This is a genomic window from Lewinella sp. JB7, from assembly GCF_024297185.1.
Taxonomy (GTDB): domain Bacteria; phylum Bacteroidota; class Bacteroidia; order Chitinophagales; family Saprospiraceae; genus Neolewinella.
Genome location: NZ_JANCTD010000010.1, coordinates 56325 through 76104 on the forward strand (window position 1 = coordinate 56325; position 19780 = coordinate 76104).

15 protein-coding genes are annotated in these 19780 nt (G+C 59.2%); 11 read left to right on the forward strand and 4 right to left on the reverse strand.

Going from position 1 to position 19780, the window contains the following annotated elements; translation table 11 throughout:
• Positions 1-84: 84 nt before the first annotated feature.
• The 5 genes from miaB to lon all read left to right on the forward strand — a co-directional run bounded on the left by miaB (position 85) and on the right by lon (position 7967).
• Entirely contained in the window at positions 85-1527 is a 1443-nt protein-coding gene (miaB, locus tag NMA52_RS16615; protein WP_254828832.1) for a tRNA (N6-isopentenyl adenosine(37)-C2)-methylthiotransferase MiaB, read from the forward strand.
• A 4-nt stretch (positions 1528-1531) separates the two neighbouring features.
• Entirely contained in the window at positions 1532-2797 is a 1266-nt protein-coding gene (locus tag NMA52_RS16620; RefSeq protein ID WP_254828833.1) for a sigma-54-dependent Fis family transcriptional regulator, read from the forward strand.
• A gap of 129 nt (positions 2798-2926) precedes the next feature.
• Complete coding sequence (locus NMA52_RS16625) at positions 2927-3961, forward strand: MlaD family protein (RefSeq protein WP_254828834.1); 1035 nt, start codon at positions 2927-2929, stop codon at positions 3959-3961.
• A gap of 5 nt (positions 3962-3966) precedes the next feature.
• On the forward strand, positions 3967-5478 hold the full coding sequence (locus NMA52_RS16630) for an NAD(P)H-hydrate dehydratase (protein WP_254828835.1): 1512 nt from the start codon (positions 3967-3969) through the stop codon (positions 5476-5478).
• Between the two features lie 77 nt (positions 5479-5555).
• Positions 5556-7967, forward strand: a complete 2412-nt coding sequence (gene lon / locus NMA52_RS16635; protein WP_254828836.1) for an endopeptidase La — start codon at positions 5556-5558, stop codon at positions 7965-7967.
• Here the strand turns inward: lon and NMA52_RS16640 are convergent.
• Positions 7933-9333, reverse strand: a complete 1401-nt coding sequence (locus NMA52_RS16640) for a hypothetical protein (RefSeq protein ID WP_254828837.1) — start codon at positions 9331-9333, stop codon at positions 7933-7935. The two genes, lon and NMA52_RS16640, sit on opposite strands and share 35 nt — an antisense overlap.
• A gap of 168 nt (positions 9334-9501) precedes the next feature.
• Here NMA52_RS16640 and NMA52_RS16645 point away from each other — a divergent pair, with 168 nt between their 5' ends.
• The 3 genes from NMA52_RS16645 to NMA52_RS16655 are packed head-to-tail and all read left to right on the forward strand — an operon-like array spanning position 9502 to position 12467.
• On the forward strand, positions 9502-10458 hold the full coding sequence (locus tag NMA52_RS16645; protein ID WP_254828838.1) for an SPFH domain-containing protein: 957 nt from the start codon (positions 9502-9504) through the stop codon (positions 10456-10458).
• Complete coding sequence (locus NMA52_RS16650; RefSeq protein ID WP_254828839.1) at positions 10459-10977, forward strand: AAA family ATPase; 519 nt, start codon at positions 10459-10461, stop codon at positions 10975-10977.
• An 11-nt stretch (positions 10978-10988) separates the two neighbouring features.
• On the forward strand, positions 10989-12467 hold the full coding sequence (locus NMA52_RS16655) for a glycosyltransferase family 39 protein (RefSeq protein WP_254828840.1): 1479 nt from the start codon (positions 10989-10991) through the stop codon (positions 12465-12467).
• Here NMA52_RS16655 and NMA52_RS16660 read toward each other — a convergent pair.
• Both NMA52_RS16660 and NMA52_RS16665 read right to left on the reverse strand, forming a co-directional pair.
• Positions 12464-13978 carry a GH3 auxin-responsive promoter family protein gene (locus NMA52_RS16660; RefSeq protein ID WP_254828841.1) on the reverse strand — a complete coding sequence of 505 codons (1515 nt, stop codon included), beginning with the start codon at positions 13976-13978 and terminating at the stop codon, positions 12464-12466. The two genes, NMA52_RS16655 and NMA52_RS16660, sit on opposite strands and share 4 nt — an antisense overlap.
• Positions 13979-13993: 15 nt before the next feature.
• The gene (locus NMA52_RS16665) at positions 13994-14800 is read right to left on the reverse strand and encodes a patatin-like phospholipase family protein (protein WP_254828842.1); all 807 of its coding nucleotides are present in this window, start codon (positions 14798-14800) and stop codon (positions 13994-13996) included.
• A gap of 71 nt (positions 14801-14871) precedes the next feature.
• Here NMA52_RS16665 and NMA52_RS16670 point away from each other — a divergent pair, with 71 nt between their 5' ends.
• The gene (locus tag NMA52_RS16670; RefSeq protein ID WP_254828843.1) at positions 14872-15588 is read left to right on the forward strand and encodes an SDR family oxidoreductase; all 717 of its coding nucleotides are present in this window, start codon (positions 14872-14874) and stop codon (positions 15586-15588) included.
• 960 nt (positions 15589-16548) lie between these two features.
• Here NMA52_RS16670 and NMA52_RS16675 read toward each other — a convergent pair.
• Positions 16549-17868, reverse strand: coding sequence for a serine hydrolase (locus tag NMA52_RS16675; protein WP_254828844.1), 1320 nt, complete (start codon positions 17866-17868; stop codon positions 16549-16551).
• Between the two features lie 211 nt (positions 17869-18079).
• Between NMA52_RS16675 and ahcY the strand changes: the two genes are divergently transcribed.
• Together ahcY and NMA52_RS16685 are read left to right on the forward strand one after the other, a co-directional pair.
• Complete coding sequence (ahcY, locus tag NMA52_RS16680) at positions 18080-19393, forward strand: adenosylhomocysteinase (protein ID WP_254828845.1); 1314 nt, start codon at positions 18080-18082, stop codon at positions 19391-19393.
• A 158-nt stretch (positions 19394-19551) separates the two neighbouring features.
• Entirely contained in the window at positions 19552-19779 is a 228-nt protein-coding gene (locus NMA52_RS16685) for a hypothetical protein (protein ID WP_254828846.1), read from the forward strand.
• Position 19780: the final 1 nt, after the last annotated feature.

A 19780-nucleotide genomic window follows, 5' to 3' on the forward strand; every position in this document is an offset into this window, starting at 1 on the left:
CGCCCGAAGGAGCAAAATATGTTCGGTTTACTGACAATATGTCAGCCATTCCGCTTACCTTTGCGGGTCTAACCGGATAGAAGCATGTACAACGATAATCCGACCCTTCAGGATCTGAACGCCAAAACGATCGACGAGTCCGCCCAGGGTCAAGTGTACGGGGAAGCCGCCGTTGCCGAAGCGCCCCGGGACAAGCAATTTTACATCGAGAGCTACGGTTGTCAGATGAACTTCAGCGACTCCGAGATCGTGGCGTCCATCCTGGGAGAAGCGGGCTACGGACCTACGCGTAACCTGGAAGCGGCGGACCTCATTCTGATCAATACCTGCTCCATCCGGGAGAAAGCGGAGGATACCGTGCGCAAGCGCCTGCGGGTCTTCGACAAGGTGAAGCAGCGCAAGCCCGGCACCATGGTGGGCGTACTCGGATGCATGGCCGAGCGTCTGAAGGCCAAGTTTCTCGAGGAGGAAAAGCTGGTAGACTTGGTGGTGGGCCCGGATGCCTACCGCGATCTGCCGAATTTGGTGGCGGGCGCCGAGGAGGGCGACAAGGCCGTGAACGTATTCCTCAGCCGGGAAGAAACCTACGCCGACATCAACCCCCTGCGCCTGCAGAGCAACGGCGTAACGGCCTTCATCTCCATTATGCGGGGCTGCGACAACATGTGCTCCTTCTGCGTAGTCCCCTACACCCGGGGACGGGAGCGCAGCCGTAACGCCTTCAGCATCGTGGCCGAAGCCACGGACCTTTTCGACCGCGGCTTTCGCGAAGTCACCCTGCTGGGCCAGAACGTCGACAGCTACAAATGGACGAACCCGGAGACGGGCGCGGTGGTCAACTTTGCCCAACTGCTCCGGCTTACCGCGGAGGTTCATCCCGATCTGCGTATTCGCTTCAGTACCAGCCACCCAAAGGACATCACCGACGAGGTACTTTACACCATGCGCGACCACGCCAACGTGTGTAAATACATCCACCTGCCCGTGCAGTCCGGCAACAGCCGCATCCTGGACCTGATGAACCGGACCTACGACCGGGAGTGGTACCGGAAGAAGGTCGACCGTATCTACGAGATTATGCCCGACTGCGCGATCAGCTCCGACGTGATCACCGGCTTCTGTACCGAAACCGAGGAGGAACACCGAGATACGCTGTCGATGATCGACTACGCTCGCTACAGCATGTCGTATATGTTCTACTACTCCGAACGACCCGGCACCCCGGCGGCGCGCAAGTTCACCGACGACGTACCCCTGGCCGTCAAGAAACGGCGGCTCCAGGAGATCATTGACCTGCAGACCGGCATCAGCCACGAACTGAACCAACAGGACATCGGTAAAACCTTTCGGGTACTGATCGAGGGCGAGTCCAAGCGATCCGCCGACGACTGGAAGGGGCGCAACACCCAGAACAAGATGATCATCTTTCCCAAGACGGGGGCCTACCGCCCCGGCGACTACGTGACCGTAACGGTAACCGACGCTACTTCCGCCACCCTGCTCGGTCACCTCCACAACCCCCGCTAACGGTATGGCAGCCATCGACAGCACCAAACGCCGCTACGGCATCGTGGGCCGCTCCCCCGCCCTGGAGAATGCCCTGAATACCGCCCTGCGGGTCGCCCCGACCGACCTATCCATCCTGATTACCGGCGAATCCGGAGTGGGAAAGGAAGTTTTCAGTCGCATCATCCACGACAACAGTCCCCGGAAGCACGAGAAGTTTATCGCCATCAACTGCGGAGCCATTCCCGAGGGGACCATCAACAGTGAACTCTTCGGTCACGTAAAGGGGGCCTTCACCAACGCGACCGGCGACCGCAAGGGGTACTTCGAATCCTACGACGGAGGAACGATCTTCCTGGATGAGGTCGGCGAGATGCCCCTGGACACCCAGACCTATCTGTTGCGCGTACTGGAGAGTGGAGAATTCATCCGGGTGGGATCGAGCACCGTACAGCGCACGGACGTGCGCATCGTTGCCGCCACCAACCGCAAGCTCAACGAGCGGATTGAATCGGGCAAGTTTCGCGAAGACCTGTATTACCGTCTGGCAACCGTAAACATCGAGTTACCGAGCCTGCGCGAGCGCGCCGAGGACATCTACCTGCTGTTCCGCTACTTCGCCAACAATTTTGCCGAGCAGCAGGGCTTCGACCCGGTCCGCATCGACGACGAGGCGCGGTGGCTACTCGAAAACTACCAGTGGCCGGGTAACATCCGGGAGCTGAAGAACGTAGCCGAACAGCTGAGCATCCTGGCGGAGAAGCGCGAACTCACCGCGGCGGATCTCCTCACCATGATGCCCAAACTGCGGGACCGGAACCTGCCGGCCATCACGAAGAACGGCCGCGGCGACGGCATGCAGGAGCGCGAGATCCTGTACAAGGTCCTCTTCGACATGAAGGCCGACCTGAACGACCTGAAGGGACTCATCTTCGAACTCATCCGGAGCAACGACCTCCGGGTGCCCGACATGGGCAAGATTCGCGCCCTGCAACTTCCGGGGGCCTACCCCGCCGCCGCCGAAGAGATCGACCGGCGCGCGGGCGTCGACACCGCGGACTTCCGCTCGGCCGCTACCGAGGATCCCATCATCGTCGATACGAGTATGCAGCGGGCGTACGATCGGAGCGAGATCGTCGAGGAGGACCTCAGTCTGGCGAACGCCGAGCGGGAGCTTATCCGTAAAGCCCTGAAGAAGCACAACGGGCGGCGTAAGGAAGCCGCCGCCGAACTGGGCATCAGCGAACGGACGCTGTACCGCAAGATCAAGGAATACGAAATCGTGGAGTAAACCACTCCGTCCACCATCCGCGCTTACCCGGCTGCCCGTGGGGCAAACCAATCGCAAGGACCTTACGTTACAGTCGGGTATTTCACCGACCCCGCGCCAGCCGCCTCACATCTAGTTACCTCCCCCCTTATGCGTTACGAAGTCAAGATTGGAATCCTCGCCGTTGTCGCCATTCTACTGGCCTTCTGGGGATTCAAGTTTATCCAGGGGAGTAACCTGTTTTCTTCCTCCCAGACGTACTACGTCGATTATAAGGACGTCGCCGGCCTGACCGTGGGCACTCCGGTACAGATTGCCGGGGTCACCGTGGGCACCGTTAAGCAGATCAACCTGGATCAGGTCAAGAAACTGGTCGTCGTGACCCTGGAGGTCCGCAAAAACGTCAACATTCCCGTTGAGACCCAGGCGTACATCAGTACCATCAGCCTCCTGGGAGAGAAGGCGGTTCAACTGGAGTACGATCGCCCCTGTTTTGGCGACGGGGATTGCGCGGAAAGCGGCAGCTACCTCGAAGGATCTTCTAAAGGCATTCTGGCCTCCTTCCTGGGGACCGATCCCGACGCCGATCCGGCCGCGGGCATTAAGGGGCAGATCAGCGAGGCGGTCGACAGCATCCGGTGGACCTTGTTCAGCGAGGAAAGCAACAACCCACTGGCGCGATCTTCCCGGGACCTGGCCGTGACCATGGAAAACCTCAAGGCCGCCACCGCCCGTCTGCAGACGCTGATGGATGCGAATAGCCGGGAAATCAATACCACCTTCGACAATCTGGCCAGCATCACCGGGACGCTAAGCGATCGTCAGGAAAGCATCGCGAATATTATTGCGAACGCCGATACCCTGTCCGCCAACCTCAGCGGGCTCCAGCTCGAGCAGACGGTCGATGAAGTCAACACCAGCATCGTACGGCTCCGGGGCACCCTGGATGAGGCGGACCGGGCCCTAGGTGGGGTCACCGCCGTAATGAATGACGTCCAGAGCGGAAAAGGTACCCTTGGCAAGTTGCTCACCGACGATGAAATCTACAACCGGCTGAACCGCGCCAGCGTGGCGGCCGATACCCTGCTCAGCGACCTGCAGGAACGCCCCTACCGCTACGTGCCCTTCAAGAGCCGCAAGCGGGTACTCAAATTCGACCGCAAGGACGAAGCAGCCGAAGAATAATTCCCATGCGCATCCTCTCGGCCAAACAGCACCATGCCCTCGACGAGGCCACTATGCGCCAGGAGGACATCAGTAACCTCGATCTCATGGAGCGGGCGGCCACCGCCTGGTCCGCACGTTTCCAGCGGCATTATCCGGACAAGCGCCGGCGCATCACCGTCCTGGTTGGTCCGGGAAATAACGGCGGGGATGGCCTCGTCGCCGCCCGCCTACTACGGTTCGAGGCCTATACGGTCAACGTGATCTGGGCCGCGATCGGCAAGAGTTCACCGGACAATGACGCTAACCTGCGCCGGGCCAAAGATGTCGGTGTTCCCCTGCGGCAGCTCCACGAAGGTGATGACTTTCCCGTGATTCCCGCCGGTTCCCTTCTTATCGACGCCCTGTTCGGAACGGGACTCAGCCGACCCGTTACCGGGTACTGGGCGGAACTCATCGGTCACGTAAACGAGCTGGACGTGGAGCGGGTGGCGCTCGATCTGCCTAGCGGCATGTCTGCCGATCAACCGGCTACGGGATCCGTCGTACGGGCCCACCGCACCCTCTCCCTGGGCTACCCAAAACTTGCCCTGTTCGCTCCCGCCAACAGCCCCTTTCTCGGACACTGGGAGTTGGTCCCCTTTGCCCAGGCCCACGGGTACGTCGCTACGCTTCCCGACGATAAGATCATGCTTACCGAGCCGGACATTGCGCGCCTACTGAAGGTGAGGGGGGGCAGTGACCACAAGGGTACCTTCGGTCACGCGCTGCTGATCGCCGGTGCCTACGAAAAGATGGGGGCAGCCGTCATTGCGGCCCGCGCGGTGCTCCGGTCCGGTGCCGGCTTGGTAACCACTCACCTCCCCCGTATCGGTTACCAGATCATGCAACTGGCGTTTCCGGAGGCCATGTGCCGGGTGGACGAACACCAGCATTACTTCACCGGAGCTGCCGATCTGGAGCGATACGACGTAGTGGGCATCGGACCGGGAATCGGGCAGGAAGACGCCACCCGGGAGGGCCTGTTCCGTACCATTGCCGCCTGCCGGAAGCCCATGGTGGTCGACGCCGATGCCCTTAACCTGTTGGCGCGCCATCCGGAACACTTGTCCCGACTACCGGAACGAAGCATTCTGACCCCCCACCCGAAGGAGTTCGAGCGACTTTTCGGACAAACGGAAAACGATTTTCAGCGGTGGGAGCTGCAACGGGCGCGGGCGCAGGAGCTGGCTATTACCATAATCCTAAAAACCGGGCATACCGCCGTCGCTACCCCCGATGGCCGGATGCACTTCAACACGACGGGCAATCCGGGAATGGGCACCGCCGGGACCGGGGATGCCCTCACCGGCGTCCTTACCGGTCTGCTCGCCCAGGGGTATACCCCCGAGGCGGCGGCTAAGCTCGGCGTGTATCTGCACGGACTGGCGGGTGACCTGGCTGCCCAGGCGATTGGTCAGGAGAGCATGATTGCCGAAGACCTCATCCTTCAACTCGGGGCGGCTTTTCGCAGATTGCACGCCGTCCGTAAGCGGTAAGGCCGGTGCGGCGCGCGGAAGGTGCCGAACAAATCGCGGGGGTAAAAAGTATTGTACCGAAAGCTAAAGATACCCCCTTGGAAGAAGAATTCAGCCAACCCGATCCTACGCAATCGATCCCCGAAGCCGCCATGCAGCTCGTCGACCCGAGCCTCCCGCAGCTTCTGACCATCCTGCCGCTGTCCCAGCGTCCGATCTTTCCGGGCACCGCCCTACCCATGACCTTTTCGGGCGCGGACAAGCTTACCGCCATCAAAATCGCGGTCGAGCAGCACGACGGATTCATCGGCGCCGTCCTCGAACGGGAGACCAATCCGGAGGATTACCGCGAGTCGGATTACCACGAAGTAGGCACCGTTTACCAGATCATCAAGGTGATGCCCATGGGGTCCACCGGCGTGCAGGTACTTGGTCGGACCATCAAGCGGTTCCGTCTGCAGCGGGTCGTACAGACCGAACCCAGCCTACGGTGGCGGGTGCAGTACGATAATCAACCGGCTACGAAGCCTGACCCGGAATTGAAGGCCTACATGCTGGCGATCAGCTCGGACATCAAGAGCCTGCTGGCCCTCAATCCGCTCTTCCAGGAACAGGTGAACATGGTCGTCACTCAGTTGAATTACGAGAAACCCGGACAGACGATCGACGTCATCAGCAATCTCGTCAGTTCGGAAAAGGAGAAGTTGCAGGACTTGCTGGAAACCTGGGACATATCCGCCCGCGCCAAGAAATTGCTGGGCATCATCAAGGATGAATTACAGGTCGCCAAGATTCAGTCGCGCATCAACAAGCAGATCGAGGAAGGGGTCAGCGCCAAGCAGAAGGAATACTTTCTACGCGAGCAACTAACCGCGATTCGTCGCGAACTCGGGGAAGAGCAGGACGAGGCAGAATCGATCACCGAACGCATTCTGGCAAAGCTCGAGGGCAAGGAACTTCCCCCGGAGGTCCGGGAAGTGTTCGACCGGGAAATGAGTAAACTCAAATCGCTCAATAGCCAGAGCCCGGAATTCAACGTGACCCGGACTTACCTCGACACGCTGGCGGCACTCCCCTGGGGAGTGTATAGCCCCGACACCAATGACATAGCCGAGGCTCGTAGGGTACTGGACGAGGATCACTACGGGCTTGATGACGTCAAGGACAACATCCTGGAGTACCTGGCCACGATTATCAAGCGCGGTTCGGTGGCGGGAAGTATCATCTGTCTGGTCGGCCCTCCCGGCGTCGGAAAGACAAGCATCGGACAGAGTATCGCGCGTGCCCTTGGCCGGCGGTTCTACCGCTTCAGTGTCGGAGGAATGCGGGATGAAGCCGAGATCAAGGGCCACCGCCGCACCTACATCGGTGCCATGCCCGGAAAACTGATTCAGGCGATCGACCGCGCCCGGAGCAGCAACCCCGTGATCCTTATCGACGAGATCGATAAGCTGGGTACGGGTCACGGCGATCCCGCCTCGGCGCTGCTGGAAGTACTGGATCCGGAACAAAACGAAACCTTCGTCGACCACTATCTCGACGTTCCCTACGATCTTTCCAACGTCCTGTTTCTGACCACGGCCAACCAACTCGACACGATCCCGGGGCCCCTGGTCGACCGGATGGAGGTGATTCGCCTGAGTGGCTATATCAAGGAAGAAAAGATTCAGATCGCCAAGCAGTACCTGATTCCGAAGCAACTGCAGGAGCACGGATTTGCCACGGACGAGGTAAGCTTCACGCCCGAAAGCCTCGACTTTCTCGTCGATCGCTACGCCCGGGAAGCCGGCGTAAGGAATTTGGAGAAGCAACTCCGGAAGATCATTCGCAAACTCGTCCTCAGGCAGGCGGAATCGGACCAGCACAATTTTGAAATCACCCCCGCCCAGGTCGAGGAAATGCTTGGTCGTCCCCGGTTCACCACCGAGAAACTGTACGACCGGCCGCTACCAGGCGTGGTCCTGGGCCTGGCCTACACCGCCCTCGGGGGGGCAACGCTCTACATTGAAGCTCAGGGAATCCCGTCGGATACCGCCGGCTTCCGTCTGACGGGTCAACTCGGGGACGTCATGAAGGAGAGCGCGCAGATCGCGCTGACCTACGTAAAGTCCATTCTGAGTGCCGAAGACAACAACTACTACGACCGTCACCACGTCCATCTCCACGTCCCGGCCGGAGCTACCCCTAAGGATGGCCCCAGCGCCGGCATCACGATGGCCCTGGCGCTCTACACCCTGGCCACGGGTCGACCGCCCCAGGACAATCTGGCCATGACGGGCGAACTGACCCTTACCGGTCGGGTACTTCCCATCGGAGGAGTCAAGGAGAAGACCATCGGTGCCCGCCGCGTGGGCATCGATACCCTGATCTTCCCGGAAGAGAATCGCCAGGACTTCGAAGAGCTGGATGATTACATCAAGGAAGGAATGACGGCACACTTCGCCGCCACCTTCGCCGATGTACTGGCCGTAGCGTTTACTGCGCGGACTTCCGTTTCCGCGGTGTTTTGAAGAATTCCTTCAGTTGCTTTTCGGTCATGAAGCCGTAGTCCGTCCAGGTCGATACCGTGGTCTTTTTGATGTCCCGGTAGTCCTTTCCGCGTTTGTTGGTGTGAACCTTGATCAGTCGCTTGGTGTAGCGGATCGCCAGCTTACGTAGGTGCTGGTTGAACTGCTCGTTGGCGAAGACCTTCATGTAGACGGGGAAGAGTTTGCCCGTAGTGGCAAACCACTCGTTGTACTCATCGCTGCCGAGCCGGGCGGCTAACTCGTCGAAGTAGGTCAGGATGGTGCGGCGGATGTTCTCGTTAAAATCGCTCAGGCCCTCCTGCTTGAGCACCTCTTCCTGGATGGCCTCCTGCACTTCGGGGTTATCGTAGCCTTCGGCGTGGATGCGGTCCGTCAGGTCGAAGTATGCCGTGAGATCGTCGTCGATGCTGCGGTCGATAATCGCTCCGAGGTTGGCCTCCTGCTCTTTGCCGAAAATGACCTGGGGGTCGTTCTTCAGTTCCAGAATGAAGGACAGGACTTGATCGGATACTCGCTTGGCATCCGCCTTGCGCTCCCGATTGAAGACTTCCGTCACGGCCGTCTTGGCGTCCTCCTGGGGAGGAAGGTAGGCCCCGTAGATTACCAGCGGTCGGATGATCTCCTTACGTTCGGCAAAGTCGGGATTCGTAACCCAGTGGTACAGCGGCGCGGGTAGTGCATCGTTGTTCAGTTCCGGATTGGAAACGCGCTGCAACAGAAATGCTACGGCGTGATTGGTGTGGGAAACGAGTTCGCCGGCTTCCTGGGGGAAGGGGGCATATTGGTAATTACGGCTCGCGAATTGCCGCTTATACCGGTTGAATATCTGCCGGCGACCGTCGGCGGTGCGGGCATCGTCGGACTTTTGCTGGAGGAGGAATTGCCGCACGCGCTTGGTCGGTATGGCGTCAATGAGTCCAGTCACGTAGATGTCGCTGCTCAGGGCGAAACCGACCTGTACGGCCTGACCGATCCGCGTCCGCAGCTGATCGAAGTTCATGTTACCGGCGATGTAAGTCAGCAACTTACCGAAGTGATCGTTCTGGCGAGCGTAGTAGAACATCTGATTGATTTCCGGGCGCAGGACGCTGTAGCCTAGTACGCGCGGCAGAAACAATCCCTCAAAGCGGTCGTCCATCAGGTACCGCTCGAAGGATTCGATCTCGAACGGTGAGTAGTGATTGATTTGCTCGTGGGCCGCCTCGATCTGGGGTTCGAACTCGGCCTTCAGCGCCTCGTAGTGCTCGTCCTCTTCCTCCTCCAGGTACTGGGCAAGGTTGGGGCTGGCCTGAATGGCGTCGGCAATAGCGTCGAGGTGGGCCTTATAGGTATCGTTCAGTTCGTACATGACGTTCGTTTTAGATCAGTAAAAGAAAACCCGGTAATGCCATTTAAGGCATTACCAGGTCGTGCGACTCCCGTGAGCGCAGGGCGAAGATACGCAATTCCTTGCAGGGAAGCTAACGCAACCACCCTAGGGGAAAGTGGTTATATTACGGCAACACAAGCTCAACGTATGTCCCTCTTCTATCTCATTCCCCTCATCCTCGCGCTGCTCATCATTACGGGGAGCTTTTTCACCGTCCGTCAGCAGAGCGCCGCGATCCTGGAGCGGCTCGGCCGGTTTCAGTCGATCCGCGGTCCCGGCTTTCACTTTAAGCTACCCTTCTTCGATCGGGTGGCCGGGAAGGTGAGCCTGAAGGTGCAGCAACTCGACGTGAACGTGGAAACCAAGACGAAAGACAACGTCTTCGTTAAACTCAAGGTAGGGGTACAGTTTGCCGTCAGCGCCGATAGCGTCTACGATGCCTTCTACAAACTCGACAACCCCTACGAGCAAATCAATTCGTACATCTTTGACGTTGTCCGCGCCGAGGTTCCTAAAATGAAGCTGGACGATGTCTTCGAAAGAAAGGACGACATCGCCAATGCCATTAAGACCGAACTACAGGATGCCATGAAGAATTATGGCTTCAACATCGTCAAGGCGCTCGTTACGGATATCGACCCCGACGCTACGGTGAAGGTGGCCATGAACCGTATCAACGCCGCGGAGCGGGAAAAACTCGCCGCTGAGTACGAGGGGGAAGCCGACCGTATCCGTATCGTAGCCAAGGCCCGTGCCGAGGCCGAAAGCAAGCGCCTACAGGGTCAGGGTATTGCCGATCAACGGCGCGAGATCGCCAAGGGCCTGGAAGAATCCGTGGATATCCTCAACAGCGTGGGCATTAACAGCCAGGAAGCCTCGGCGCTCATCGTCGTTACCCAGCATTACGACACCCTGCAGAGCATGGGCGAAAACGTTAACTCCAACCTGATCATGTTACCCAATGCCCCCACCGCGGGTTCCGACATGTTGGCGAATATGACGGCAAGCTTCGTCGCCAGCCAGCAGATGGGCGAGGAAATGAAGGCCACCAGCGACAAGCTGAAGGCCCAGAAGAAACGGGAAAAGATCGAGTTGAAGCGATAATTGCGCGTACTCATTACCGGTCCGGAATCCTCCGGCAAATCCACCCTCTCCCGCGCGCTGGCCTGGTGCCTTGACGGCGTGTGGATCGACGAGCAGGCACGTGCTTACCTCCACGAACGCGGAAACCACTACGGTCCGGACGATCTGCCCCGCATCTGTGCTCGCCAACTGCGGGCGGAAGCGGCGGCGGCTAATCTGAATCCCTCCCTTCTCGTCTGCGATACGGGACCGGAAGTACTGCTGATCTGGTCGGCCGTAAAGTACGGGCGGGTCGACCCATTTATCGAGCGGGCATTTCGGGAGACGCATTACGACCTGGTACTACTGTGCGCACCCGACGTGCCCTGGACGTACGACCCCCAGCGCGAACATCCGGCGACGGAGGACCGGTGGGCCATTTTCCGGCGCTATCAACAACTGTTGCCCCATGCCCACATCATCAACGGGGATGATCGCGTTGCGTCGGCTCTGAAGCATATCTTCACCTTTCTTAGGCCTCCGCACTCCGATCAATTTTAAGTATTCGCTCCGTGAAAGCCAACTTCATCGTACTGATCGGCGGATGGCTGGTGCTTGTGGTGCATCACGTATTCTTTTACTACGGTCACTTCGGGTTCGACGATCTGCACTATGCGGAGCTGGCCTATCGATTGTACGGGGGCGACTTTGATGTCACCAACCCCTACAGTTACCGGATCCTGCCCTTACTACTGATCGGACTGAGTTACTGGCTACTAGGTGTCACCGACCTGGCCTCCGCCCTTCCCGCGATGGGCTGCTCGGCGCTCATACTGTATACCCTTTACCGACTCTTCCGGCAGGAAGCCTGGTGGAAGCTGCTGCTGGCGATCACGCTGTACTTCGGAATGAAGTGGAACTTGTTCTACTCCGACAAATTGATGCCTGACATCTTCGTCAGTACATTCGCCTTCGTGGCCTGGGCGCTATACGAGCGTTCGCGAAGTCGCGAGATCCACCGTGTCCGGTACGGACTGCTGGCGGGGTTTGCGCTTTTTCTCGCCTTCAACGCCAAGGGGACCGTGATCCTGCTGATCCCCGTATTTCTCATATACGTGATCGACGACGTGCTGCGGGGACGCACCGCTTACTGGCGGGGTTTAGTGGTTTCCTCCTCTACCCTGCTGATCGCCTATTTTATCGTTTGTTGGCTCCTGACAGGTTCCCCCGTCACCCGCTTTACCGCTATATCGAGCTCCCACTATCTGAATCCTTGTTCCTACGACTCCCTTCCGTGGTCCGCGATGGTCGACCGGCTCACGCGGGGGTACGGGCAACTCCTGACCGACGCGGGACTTTGGGTCCATTTATTTGTTGCCGGCGCCACCCTGGTCCTGCTCGGCCGGCAAAGCGCAGGCAGGCAGCCGCCGTTGTTTTATCCAATTACCGTGATCGTGTCCTTGTTAGCGATCAACTTCATGACGATATCCCTGACCTCCTATAATCCGGTCTGTCTCGATCCCCGCCATATCCTGTTGTTTTCCCCGATCCTGGCGGTGTGCACCGTCAGGTCGCTGGAATTTATTTTCCGCCGCAACCGGATAAACACCGGTAGCGTCTCCTTCCGGATCGGTCTCGGACTGCTGATCGTGGCGCTGCTGTGGACCAGCGTCGAGCAGGCCCTGTATGGTCGCACACTGGGATATGCCGCCGTGAAGGATGCTTATCGGGAGCTGATCGACGGCACGGCTGGCGAGACCGTATACTACGGTTCGGAGGTGACGAAGAACCTGGGTCGGTACTTTAGCGCCTTCGAGACGGACGGCGGCACCCCGCGCTTCCGCAACGTGGAGGACCTTCCCGGCTGCCTGGACGACCAAACGTCCGACGTCCCTATACGTCTCCTGCAGAGCTGGTACGGGAACTGGCACGCGGGACTGTCCGAGGCGGACACCCGGGATACGGTGATTGCCCGGGGTTACAATCCGGGAGGGGGTGGCGAGACCAGCATCGGGCCGCTTACGGTGGTGGAGCTGCCCTGTGCGGACTAAAGACGGGCCAGCATCTCCTCCAAAAAATTCCGGTGGTTGGCGAGGCGGGGGACCTTATGCTGTCCACCCAGCTTGCCGCGCTCCCGCATCCACTCGTGGAAGAAGCCGCGGGGCAGCACGGTGAGCTCGTGGCGGACGATCGCGAAGTCATTGCCTCGTTTTGCGGCGTAGTTGTTGTTCTGGGCCTGGAGCGCGACATCCAGTTCCCGGTTGAACACTTCCAGGTCGGCGGGGGCTCTATCGAACTCTATGAGCCAGTGGTGACGACCCTGACGGCCGACCTCGATGTACTGAGGGGCCACCGTGAAATCGCGGACCAGGGCCCCGGTCCGATTTGCCGCCTCCATCAATGCGTGTTCGGCCTCCGACCGCAGGAGGTCTTCTCCAAAAGCGTTGATAAACTCCTGGGTCCGCCCGAGAATAACCAGGCGGTAGGGGTCGGTTTCGGTGAATTCGATCAGGTCGCCCATCGGATACCGGTACAGACCGGCAACCGTCGTGATGAGCATGACGTAGGGGACGCCGGCACGCACTCCCGCGAGGGGAACGGCTGAATAGTCATCCCGCTGGTACGCTTCCCAGGGCACGAACTCGTAATAGATGCCGTTGCTGAGCAGCAGGAGCATGGTGCGTAGCGCATCCTTGTCCTGGATCGCGAAAAATCCTTCGGTTGCATTATAGATCTCCTGAAACAGGAAGCCCGGTTTCGGGAACAGGCGCTCGAACTGCGCGCGGTAGGGCGCGAAATTCACGCCACCGTGCTTGAATACGGAGGCCTGGGGCCACACGTCGAGCATGTGATCCCCGCCGTGGATTTCCAGGATGCGGCGGTATAGGGGCAGGTTCCAGGTCGGTACGCCGCCGAGGATGGTGATGCCGGGTTCGTGAGCCGCCAGCTGAGCGATCTTTTCGATCTTCTCTTCGTAGTTGACGGCAGTGGCTAATTCGACGTCGGGGATGTAGAACGGACGCATGATGCGTGGAATACTCTGGATGATCACCGCGCTGATGTCAGCTTTCGGGATTTGCAGACCCTCGTGGATTCCCTTAAAGGCACCCCCAATGAGAAGATTCTTGTGGCTGAAGACCTGTAACTGTTCGTCCTTCTCGTACAGGGCGGCCAGACTCAGCCAGCTTCCCCGAAGGTGAATCTCCGCCACCGCCCGTTGGGGGATGGGGAGGTATTTGACGGATCCGGTGGTCCCGCTGGTGGTAGCGATCCAGGCCGGAGGGTCGTGCGTCAGTACCCGCTCCTCGCCGGCGAGTATCCGGTCGATGTAAGGCTTATGTAGGTCGTAACTTCGGACGGGAACCCGCGATCCGAACTGGTCGGGTTGGCGCAGCAGGTGATCGAAATGATGTTCCTTGCCGAAGGCAGTATTCCGGTTGGTGCGCAGAATCTCTTGGAGTACCCGGGACTGCAGCTCCAGGGGGTATTCGTAGTGCTCGTGGAGTTCACGGCGGTACCGGCCCAGGTAGGTCTTAAAGATGGAATTGACGAGACTCAACATAACGCGACGGATTCTCTACGACAGGGTTTCGAGCAATTCTCGTTTACTTTCGAGGGAACGCTTGATGTAAGGTAATCGCTTCACCGTATGCTCGTAACCGACATCGTGGAGGTCCGTAAGCCGGTTGAGGTTGAAGATATGATAATCATTCAAGGTGCTGGGTTCGAGTACTACGTCGCACAGCTCCGCCGACGGCAGGGTGTTGGCCATGATGGACAAGTCGAAGCAGCGCCAGACGATTCCGATGACTGTCTTGACGTCGGCGGGTTTCAGGTTCTCGTAGGGCATCAGATTGCTACCGATGATAAAGTCCGCGCGGCTGAGTAAGGGACGTACGGGCATATTTTCGATCACTCCCCCGTCCACGTACTGCGCACCGTCGATCACCACCGGCCGGAACAGAAAGGGAATACCGCAGCTCGCCGCTACGATATCGTGGAGGGGACCGTGGTCACGGCACTCCAACTGTCCGGTGTTGAGGTTCGTCACACCGACGTGCAGGGGGTAGCGCAATCCGGAAAAGCTGTTGTCGGGGATAACGGTCCGCAGGCGTTCCTTGAGGTAGTCGCTGCTGGTAAGTCCGGTCAGTGGCATGCCCAATTTGTAGAAGCGGAAGATGGAGGATTGCAGGGCGAAGGCCATCATATCGTCGGGGGTGACGCCGGCGGCGTACATGGCTCCCACGAGCGCGCCGGCGCTGACGCCGACGACGCGGGTCGGTTCGATACCGGCTTCCAGTAGCGCGCGCAGCGCCCCGATATGCGCCGCTCCCCGCGCCCCGCCGCCCGAAAGCGTGATACCGATGCTCAACTTGTCCATCATACGTACAGACAAGCGGCGGCGCGCGCAGGTTCAGGGCCCAACCTTTAAAGCCATGTCGCGTTGGTGGTGGCATGGAAAATTTACAAAATAAGACCGCCTACGTTACGGGCGGCAGCAAGGGGATCGGATACGGCGTCGCCGAAAAACTCATGGAAGCCGGCGTTAACGTGATCATTACGAGCCGGCACCAACAGTCCGCCAATAAGGCAGTGGATCAGCTGGATCAGCTCGGCCACCCCGGAAAGTGCATTGCGTTCGAGGCTGACGTGCGGGATCTGGAGAGCCAGCAACGGGCCATCGCCCTGGCCCACCAGGAGTTCGGCGGGATTGATATTGTCATCGCGAACGCGGGGGTCGGGCACTTTGCCCCCATCCAGGAGCTCACTCCCCAGCAGTGGAAGGATACCATCGATATTAACCTGACCGGTGTCTTCAATACCGTGAAGGCTACCCTGCCGGCCCTGATCGAGAGTAAGGGCTACCTGATCACCATCGCCAGTCTGGCCGGGGCCAACTTTTTCGCTAAGGGCAGTGCCTACAATGCATCCAAGTTCGGACTTGTCGGGTTCACCCAGGCCGTTATGCTGGACGTACGCAATGAGGGCGTGAAGGTATCCACCATTATGCCCGGATCGGTGGCGACCCACTTTAACGGGAACACTCCGGACAAGGACGACTCGTGGAAAATTCAGATCGAAGATCTGGGACAACTGGTGGTCGATCTGCTTAAGATGCCCGCACGCACGCTGCCGAGCAAGGTGGAGGTGAGACCTACGCAGCCGGGGTAGGGATTTACCATTTACAGTTTCTAAGGTACCATTTAGAATTGGCGTGGCGACGGAAGGCGACAGGGTCGGCTTAGAAAGTCTCAACCTTAGAGTAATAAGAGGCTGAGCCCCTCTAGGGCGACCCTGAAAGGCGGGCGGTACAGGGTCGGCTTAGAAAGCCTCAGCCTTAGGGTAGCAAGAGGTTGAGCCCCTCTGGGGCGACCCGGCGAGACGGGCAAGATAGGGTCGGCTTAGAAAGCCTCAACCTTAGAGTAATAAGAGGTTGAGCCCCTCTGGAGCGACCCTGAAAGGCGGGCGGTACAGGGTCGGCTTAGAAAGCCTCGACCTTAGAGTAATAAGAGGTTGAGCCCCTCTGGGGCGACCCGGCAAGACGGGCGAGCCAGGGTCGGCTTAGAAAGCCTCAACCTTAGGGGAGCAAGAGGTTGAGCCCCTCTGGGGCGACCCGGCAAGACAGGCGAGGCGGGGTCGGCTTGGAAAGCCTCAGCCTTAGAGTAGCAAAAGGTTGAGCCCCTCTGGGGCGACCCGGCGAGACGGGCAGTACAGGGTCGGCTTAGAAAGCCTCAGCCTTAGAGTAATAAGAAGTTGAGCCCCTCTGGGGCGACCCTGAAAGGCGGGCGGTACAGGGTCGGCTTGAAAATCCTCAGCCTTAGAGTAGCAAAAGGTTGAGCCCCTCTGGGGCGACCCTGCAAGACGGGCAGGATAGGGTCGGCTTAGAAAGCCCGACCTTAGGATAGTAAAAGGACAAGTCCCTCTGGGGCGACCCTGAAAGGCGGGCAGTACAGGGTCGGCTTAGAAAGCCTCAGCCTTAGGGTAATAAAAGATTGAGTTCCTCTGGGGCGACCCGGCAAGACAGGTGGGCGAGGGTCGGCTTAGAAAGCCTCAACCTTTGAGTAACAGGGTCGGCTTAGAAAGCCTCGACCTTGGGGTCTTCACGATCCGCTCAGAAAGCCGCCACTTAAGCTAGTCGTTCCCGGATTCATTGGAGTCTTCGCCCGTTCCAATGCTTTCGCGGGGATCGGCGGCATTGGTGCGTCGGACGACTTTATCGATGCGAGTCGCCAGGACCTGGTGATCGTAGGCCGAGTTTCGTCCCAGGACGTTCGACATGAGGGCCACCATGTAACGGCTTCCGTCGGGCTGTTCGACGATGGCGACCGAGTTCATGTAGTTCATGCGGTTGCCCTTGTACTTCGCGCAGCTCGTGCCGGGTTTGCACCCGTAGAGGCTGCCGGATTTGAAGTACACCCCGGCGGAATCCAGGGCGGGGGCATGGGCATAGCGGATTCGACGATCGGTCATGTACATGAGCCGTTTGATCTCGAGACTGGAGGGGGCGTCCACCACCCGACCGGATTCGAGGGCGGCGAGCCACTTCATCAGGCCGCGCACCGTGCCGATGCTTCCACCCTTCGGGGGGACGATGGCGCTGGCCCCGCGGGTGAACATGGTGCCGAGGCGCCACTCGTCGCCGCTGATGCCCATATCACGCAGGGGCCCGTTGACGATGTCCTCGCCCAGGTTGCGCAGGGAGTCCCGGGGGGTTTCCTTGAAGTAAGCCATCATTTCGTCGAATTCGAGGGCGGGATACCGGTCTCCGAAAACGCGCATCAGCAGCGCTTCCCGCCAGACGATACTGGCGGCCCCGTTGTTGCTGACCGATAGCATATGGTCCACCCACTCGTACAGATTGAATTCGTCGCTGGGGTCCACCCGCTTGCGGGCGTAGCGCTCGGTGTCCGTATCGTAGAGGGGGATGGTGTGGTGATCGTAGACGCCGAAGGGACCGGCCTTTACGACCTTGGTGCGCATCAATTCCCACCGCTTTTCGGGTTCCGTGGGGTAAAGGTTTTCGAGTTCGCAGAAGAAGGCCGTCACGACGGCCAGTTTGCCGACACTACCGGGCTGGTAGCCCGCAGTAGGATTGCGTTCGGCGTAGCGATAGGGCCGGCCGGGTGTCATATCGAAAACGGCGACGGAGTACGAAGGGTGCATGTTGGGAAAGATCCGTTCGATTTCGCGCTGCAGCTCGCTATCGACCGTAGGCAGGGAATCGATGGGGTTGCCCATGAGGTTCAGGCGCACGTATTCCAGGCCGTGCCTCCCCCCGTAGGGTATGGTGCGTACTAGAGTCGCGCTGTCCATTTTAGTTAGCCGAACCAGCCGGGCAATACCGGTATTATCGAAGCCGTCGATGGGGTAACTACCGGCCGGAAAGGAAGGATAAACAACGGCGGCGATGATACCGAGGAATAGAAAGATGCGTAGATTTCTGAGAGTCATATACACGGCTTAGGGCGGGGCGGAAACACTTCCGCGGACGTAAAGATACGGGACGACTGGTCCTTCGGTTTATCAACGGGAATTTGCCTTCCGGGTGCGATCCATTTCCGTTCTCGTCGGAGCGACGGAAATTTTGCCCGTATGAACCATCCCGGCGGGATACGCTTTCTCCCACGGAGCCGTACCTTTGCGGCCGTAAAAATCAAGTAGTATGCCCGCAACCGAAACGCGTCCGAATTACAAAGTAAAGGACATCAACCTGGCCGACTGGGGCCGCAAGGAAATCAGACTGGCCGAGGCCGAAATGCCCGGACTTATGGCCCTCCGGGAGGAGTACGGTCCGAGTAAGCCCCTGGCGGGCGCCCGCATTGCCGGCTGTCTGCACATGACCATTCAGACCGCCGTCCTCATCGAGACGTTGGTAGAACTGGGTGCGGAGGTTACCTGGTCCAGCTGTAACATTTTCTCCACCCAGGACCACGCCGCCGCCGCCATCGCCGCCGCGGGAGTCCCGGTCTTCGCCTGGAAGGGCATGACCGAAGAGGAGTTCAACTGGGCGATCGAGCAAACGCTGTACGCCTTCCCCGACGGAAAGTCACTGAACATGATCCTCGACGACGGCGGTGACCTCACCAATATGGTTTTCGACGAGCATCCGGAGCTGGTCAGCGACATCCGGGGACTGTCGGAAGAAACCACCACCGGCGTCCACCGGCTGTACGAGCGGATGAAGAACGGTACCCTCGTCATGCCCGCCATCAACGTGAACGATTCGGTAACCAAGTCGAAGTTCGACAACAAGTACGGTTGTAAGGAGTCGGCCGTAGACGCGATCCGCCGCGCCACGGACGTGATGATGGCCGGTAAGGTGGCCATCGTGGCCGGTTACGGCGATGTAGGTAAGGGCACGGCCGCGAGTCTGCGCGGAGCCGGTTGCCGGGTGATCGTAACCGAGATCGACCCCATCTGTGCCCTGCAGGCCGCCATGGACGGCTATGAAGTGAAGCGGATGGAGAACTCGGTTCCCCGGGCCGACATCATCGTGACCGCTACGGGCAACTTCAACATCCTGAGCGAGCGCCACTTCCGGGCGATGAAGGATAAGGTGATCGTCTGCAACATCGGTCACTTCGACAACGAGATCGACATGGCCTGGCTCAATAAGAACTACGGCCACACCAAGGACAACATCAAGGCTCAGGTCGACCTGTACAACATCGACGGCAATGACATCATCGTTCTCGCCGAAGGCCGGCTCGTCAACCTCGGTTGCGGCACGGGGCACCCCAGTTTCGTCATGTCGAACAGCTTCACCAACCAGGTGCTGGCGCAGATCGAATTGTGGAAGAACAGCGGAGACTACGAGAATAAGGTCTACATGCTGCCTAAGCACCTCGACGAACAGGTTGCCCGCCTGCACCTCGCTAAGATCGGTGTAGAACTGGAGGACCTCAGCGAGGCCCAGGCCAAGTATATCGGTGTAGACCAGAACGGTCCCTTTAAGCCGGACCACTACCGCTACTAGACCGCAGCGTTGCTCGCCGAACGAAGGGGGCCGGTCGGATCAGTGATCCGGCCGGCCCTTTTCGTGTGCAACCCCGGACCGCGTACCGGGTTTAAAGGACAAAAGTCAGGCGCATGGGAAATCCAAACGAAGGAGTGGCACCTCCTACCTGGAAGTTGATGTTAGTAAAATGGCTGGGCCTGTTTCCTCCCCTGTTGATCATCGCCTATGCCCTGCAGTGGGCGGGCATCGAGCCCCTGTGGTTCAAACTCATCCTGGAAACCGCCATCCTGGTACCCCTGCTGAATTACGTGATCACGCCATTCATGGATAGCCTGTTTTCCGAATGGTTGTACAAGGGGCTGGATACGGACAAAAAGCACCAGTCGGTACGCTTCGGCCCGTGAG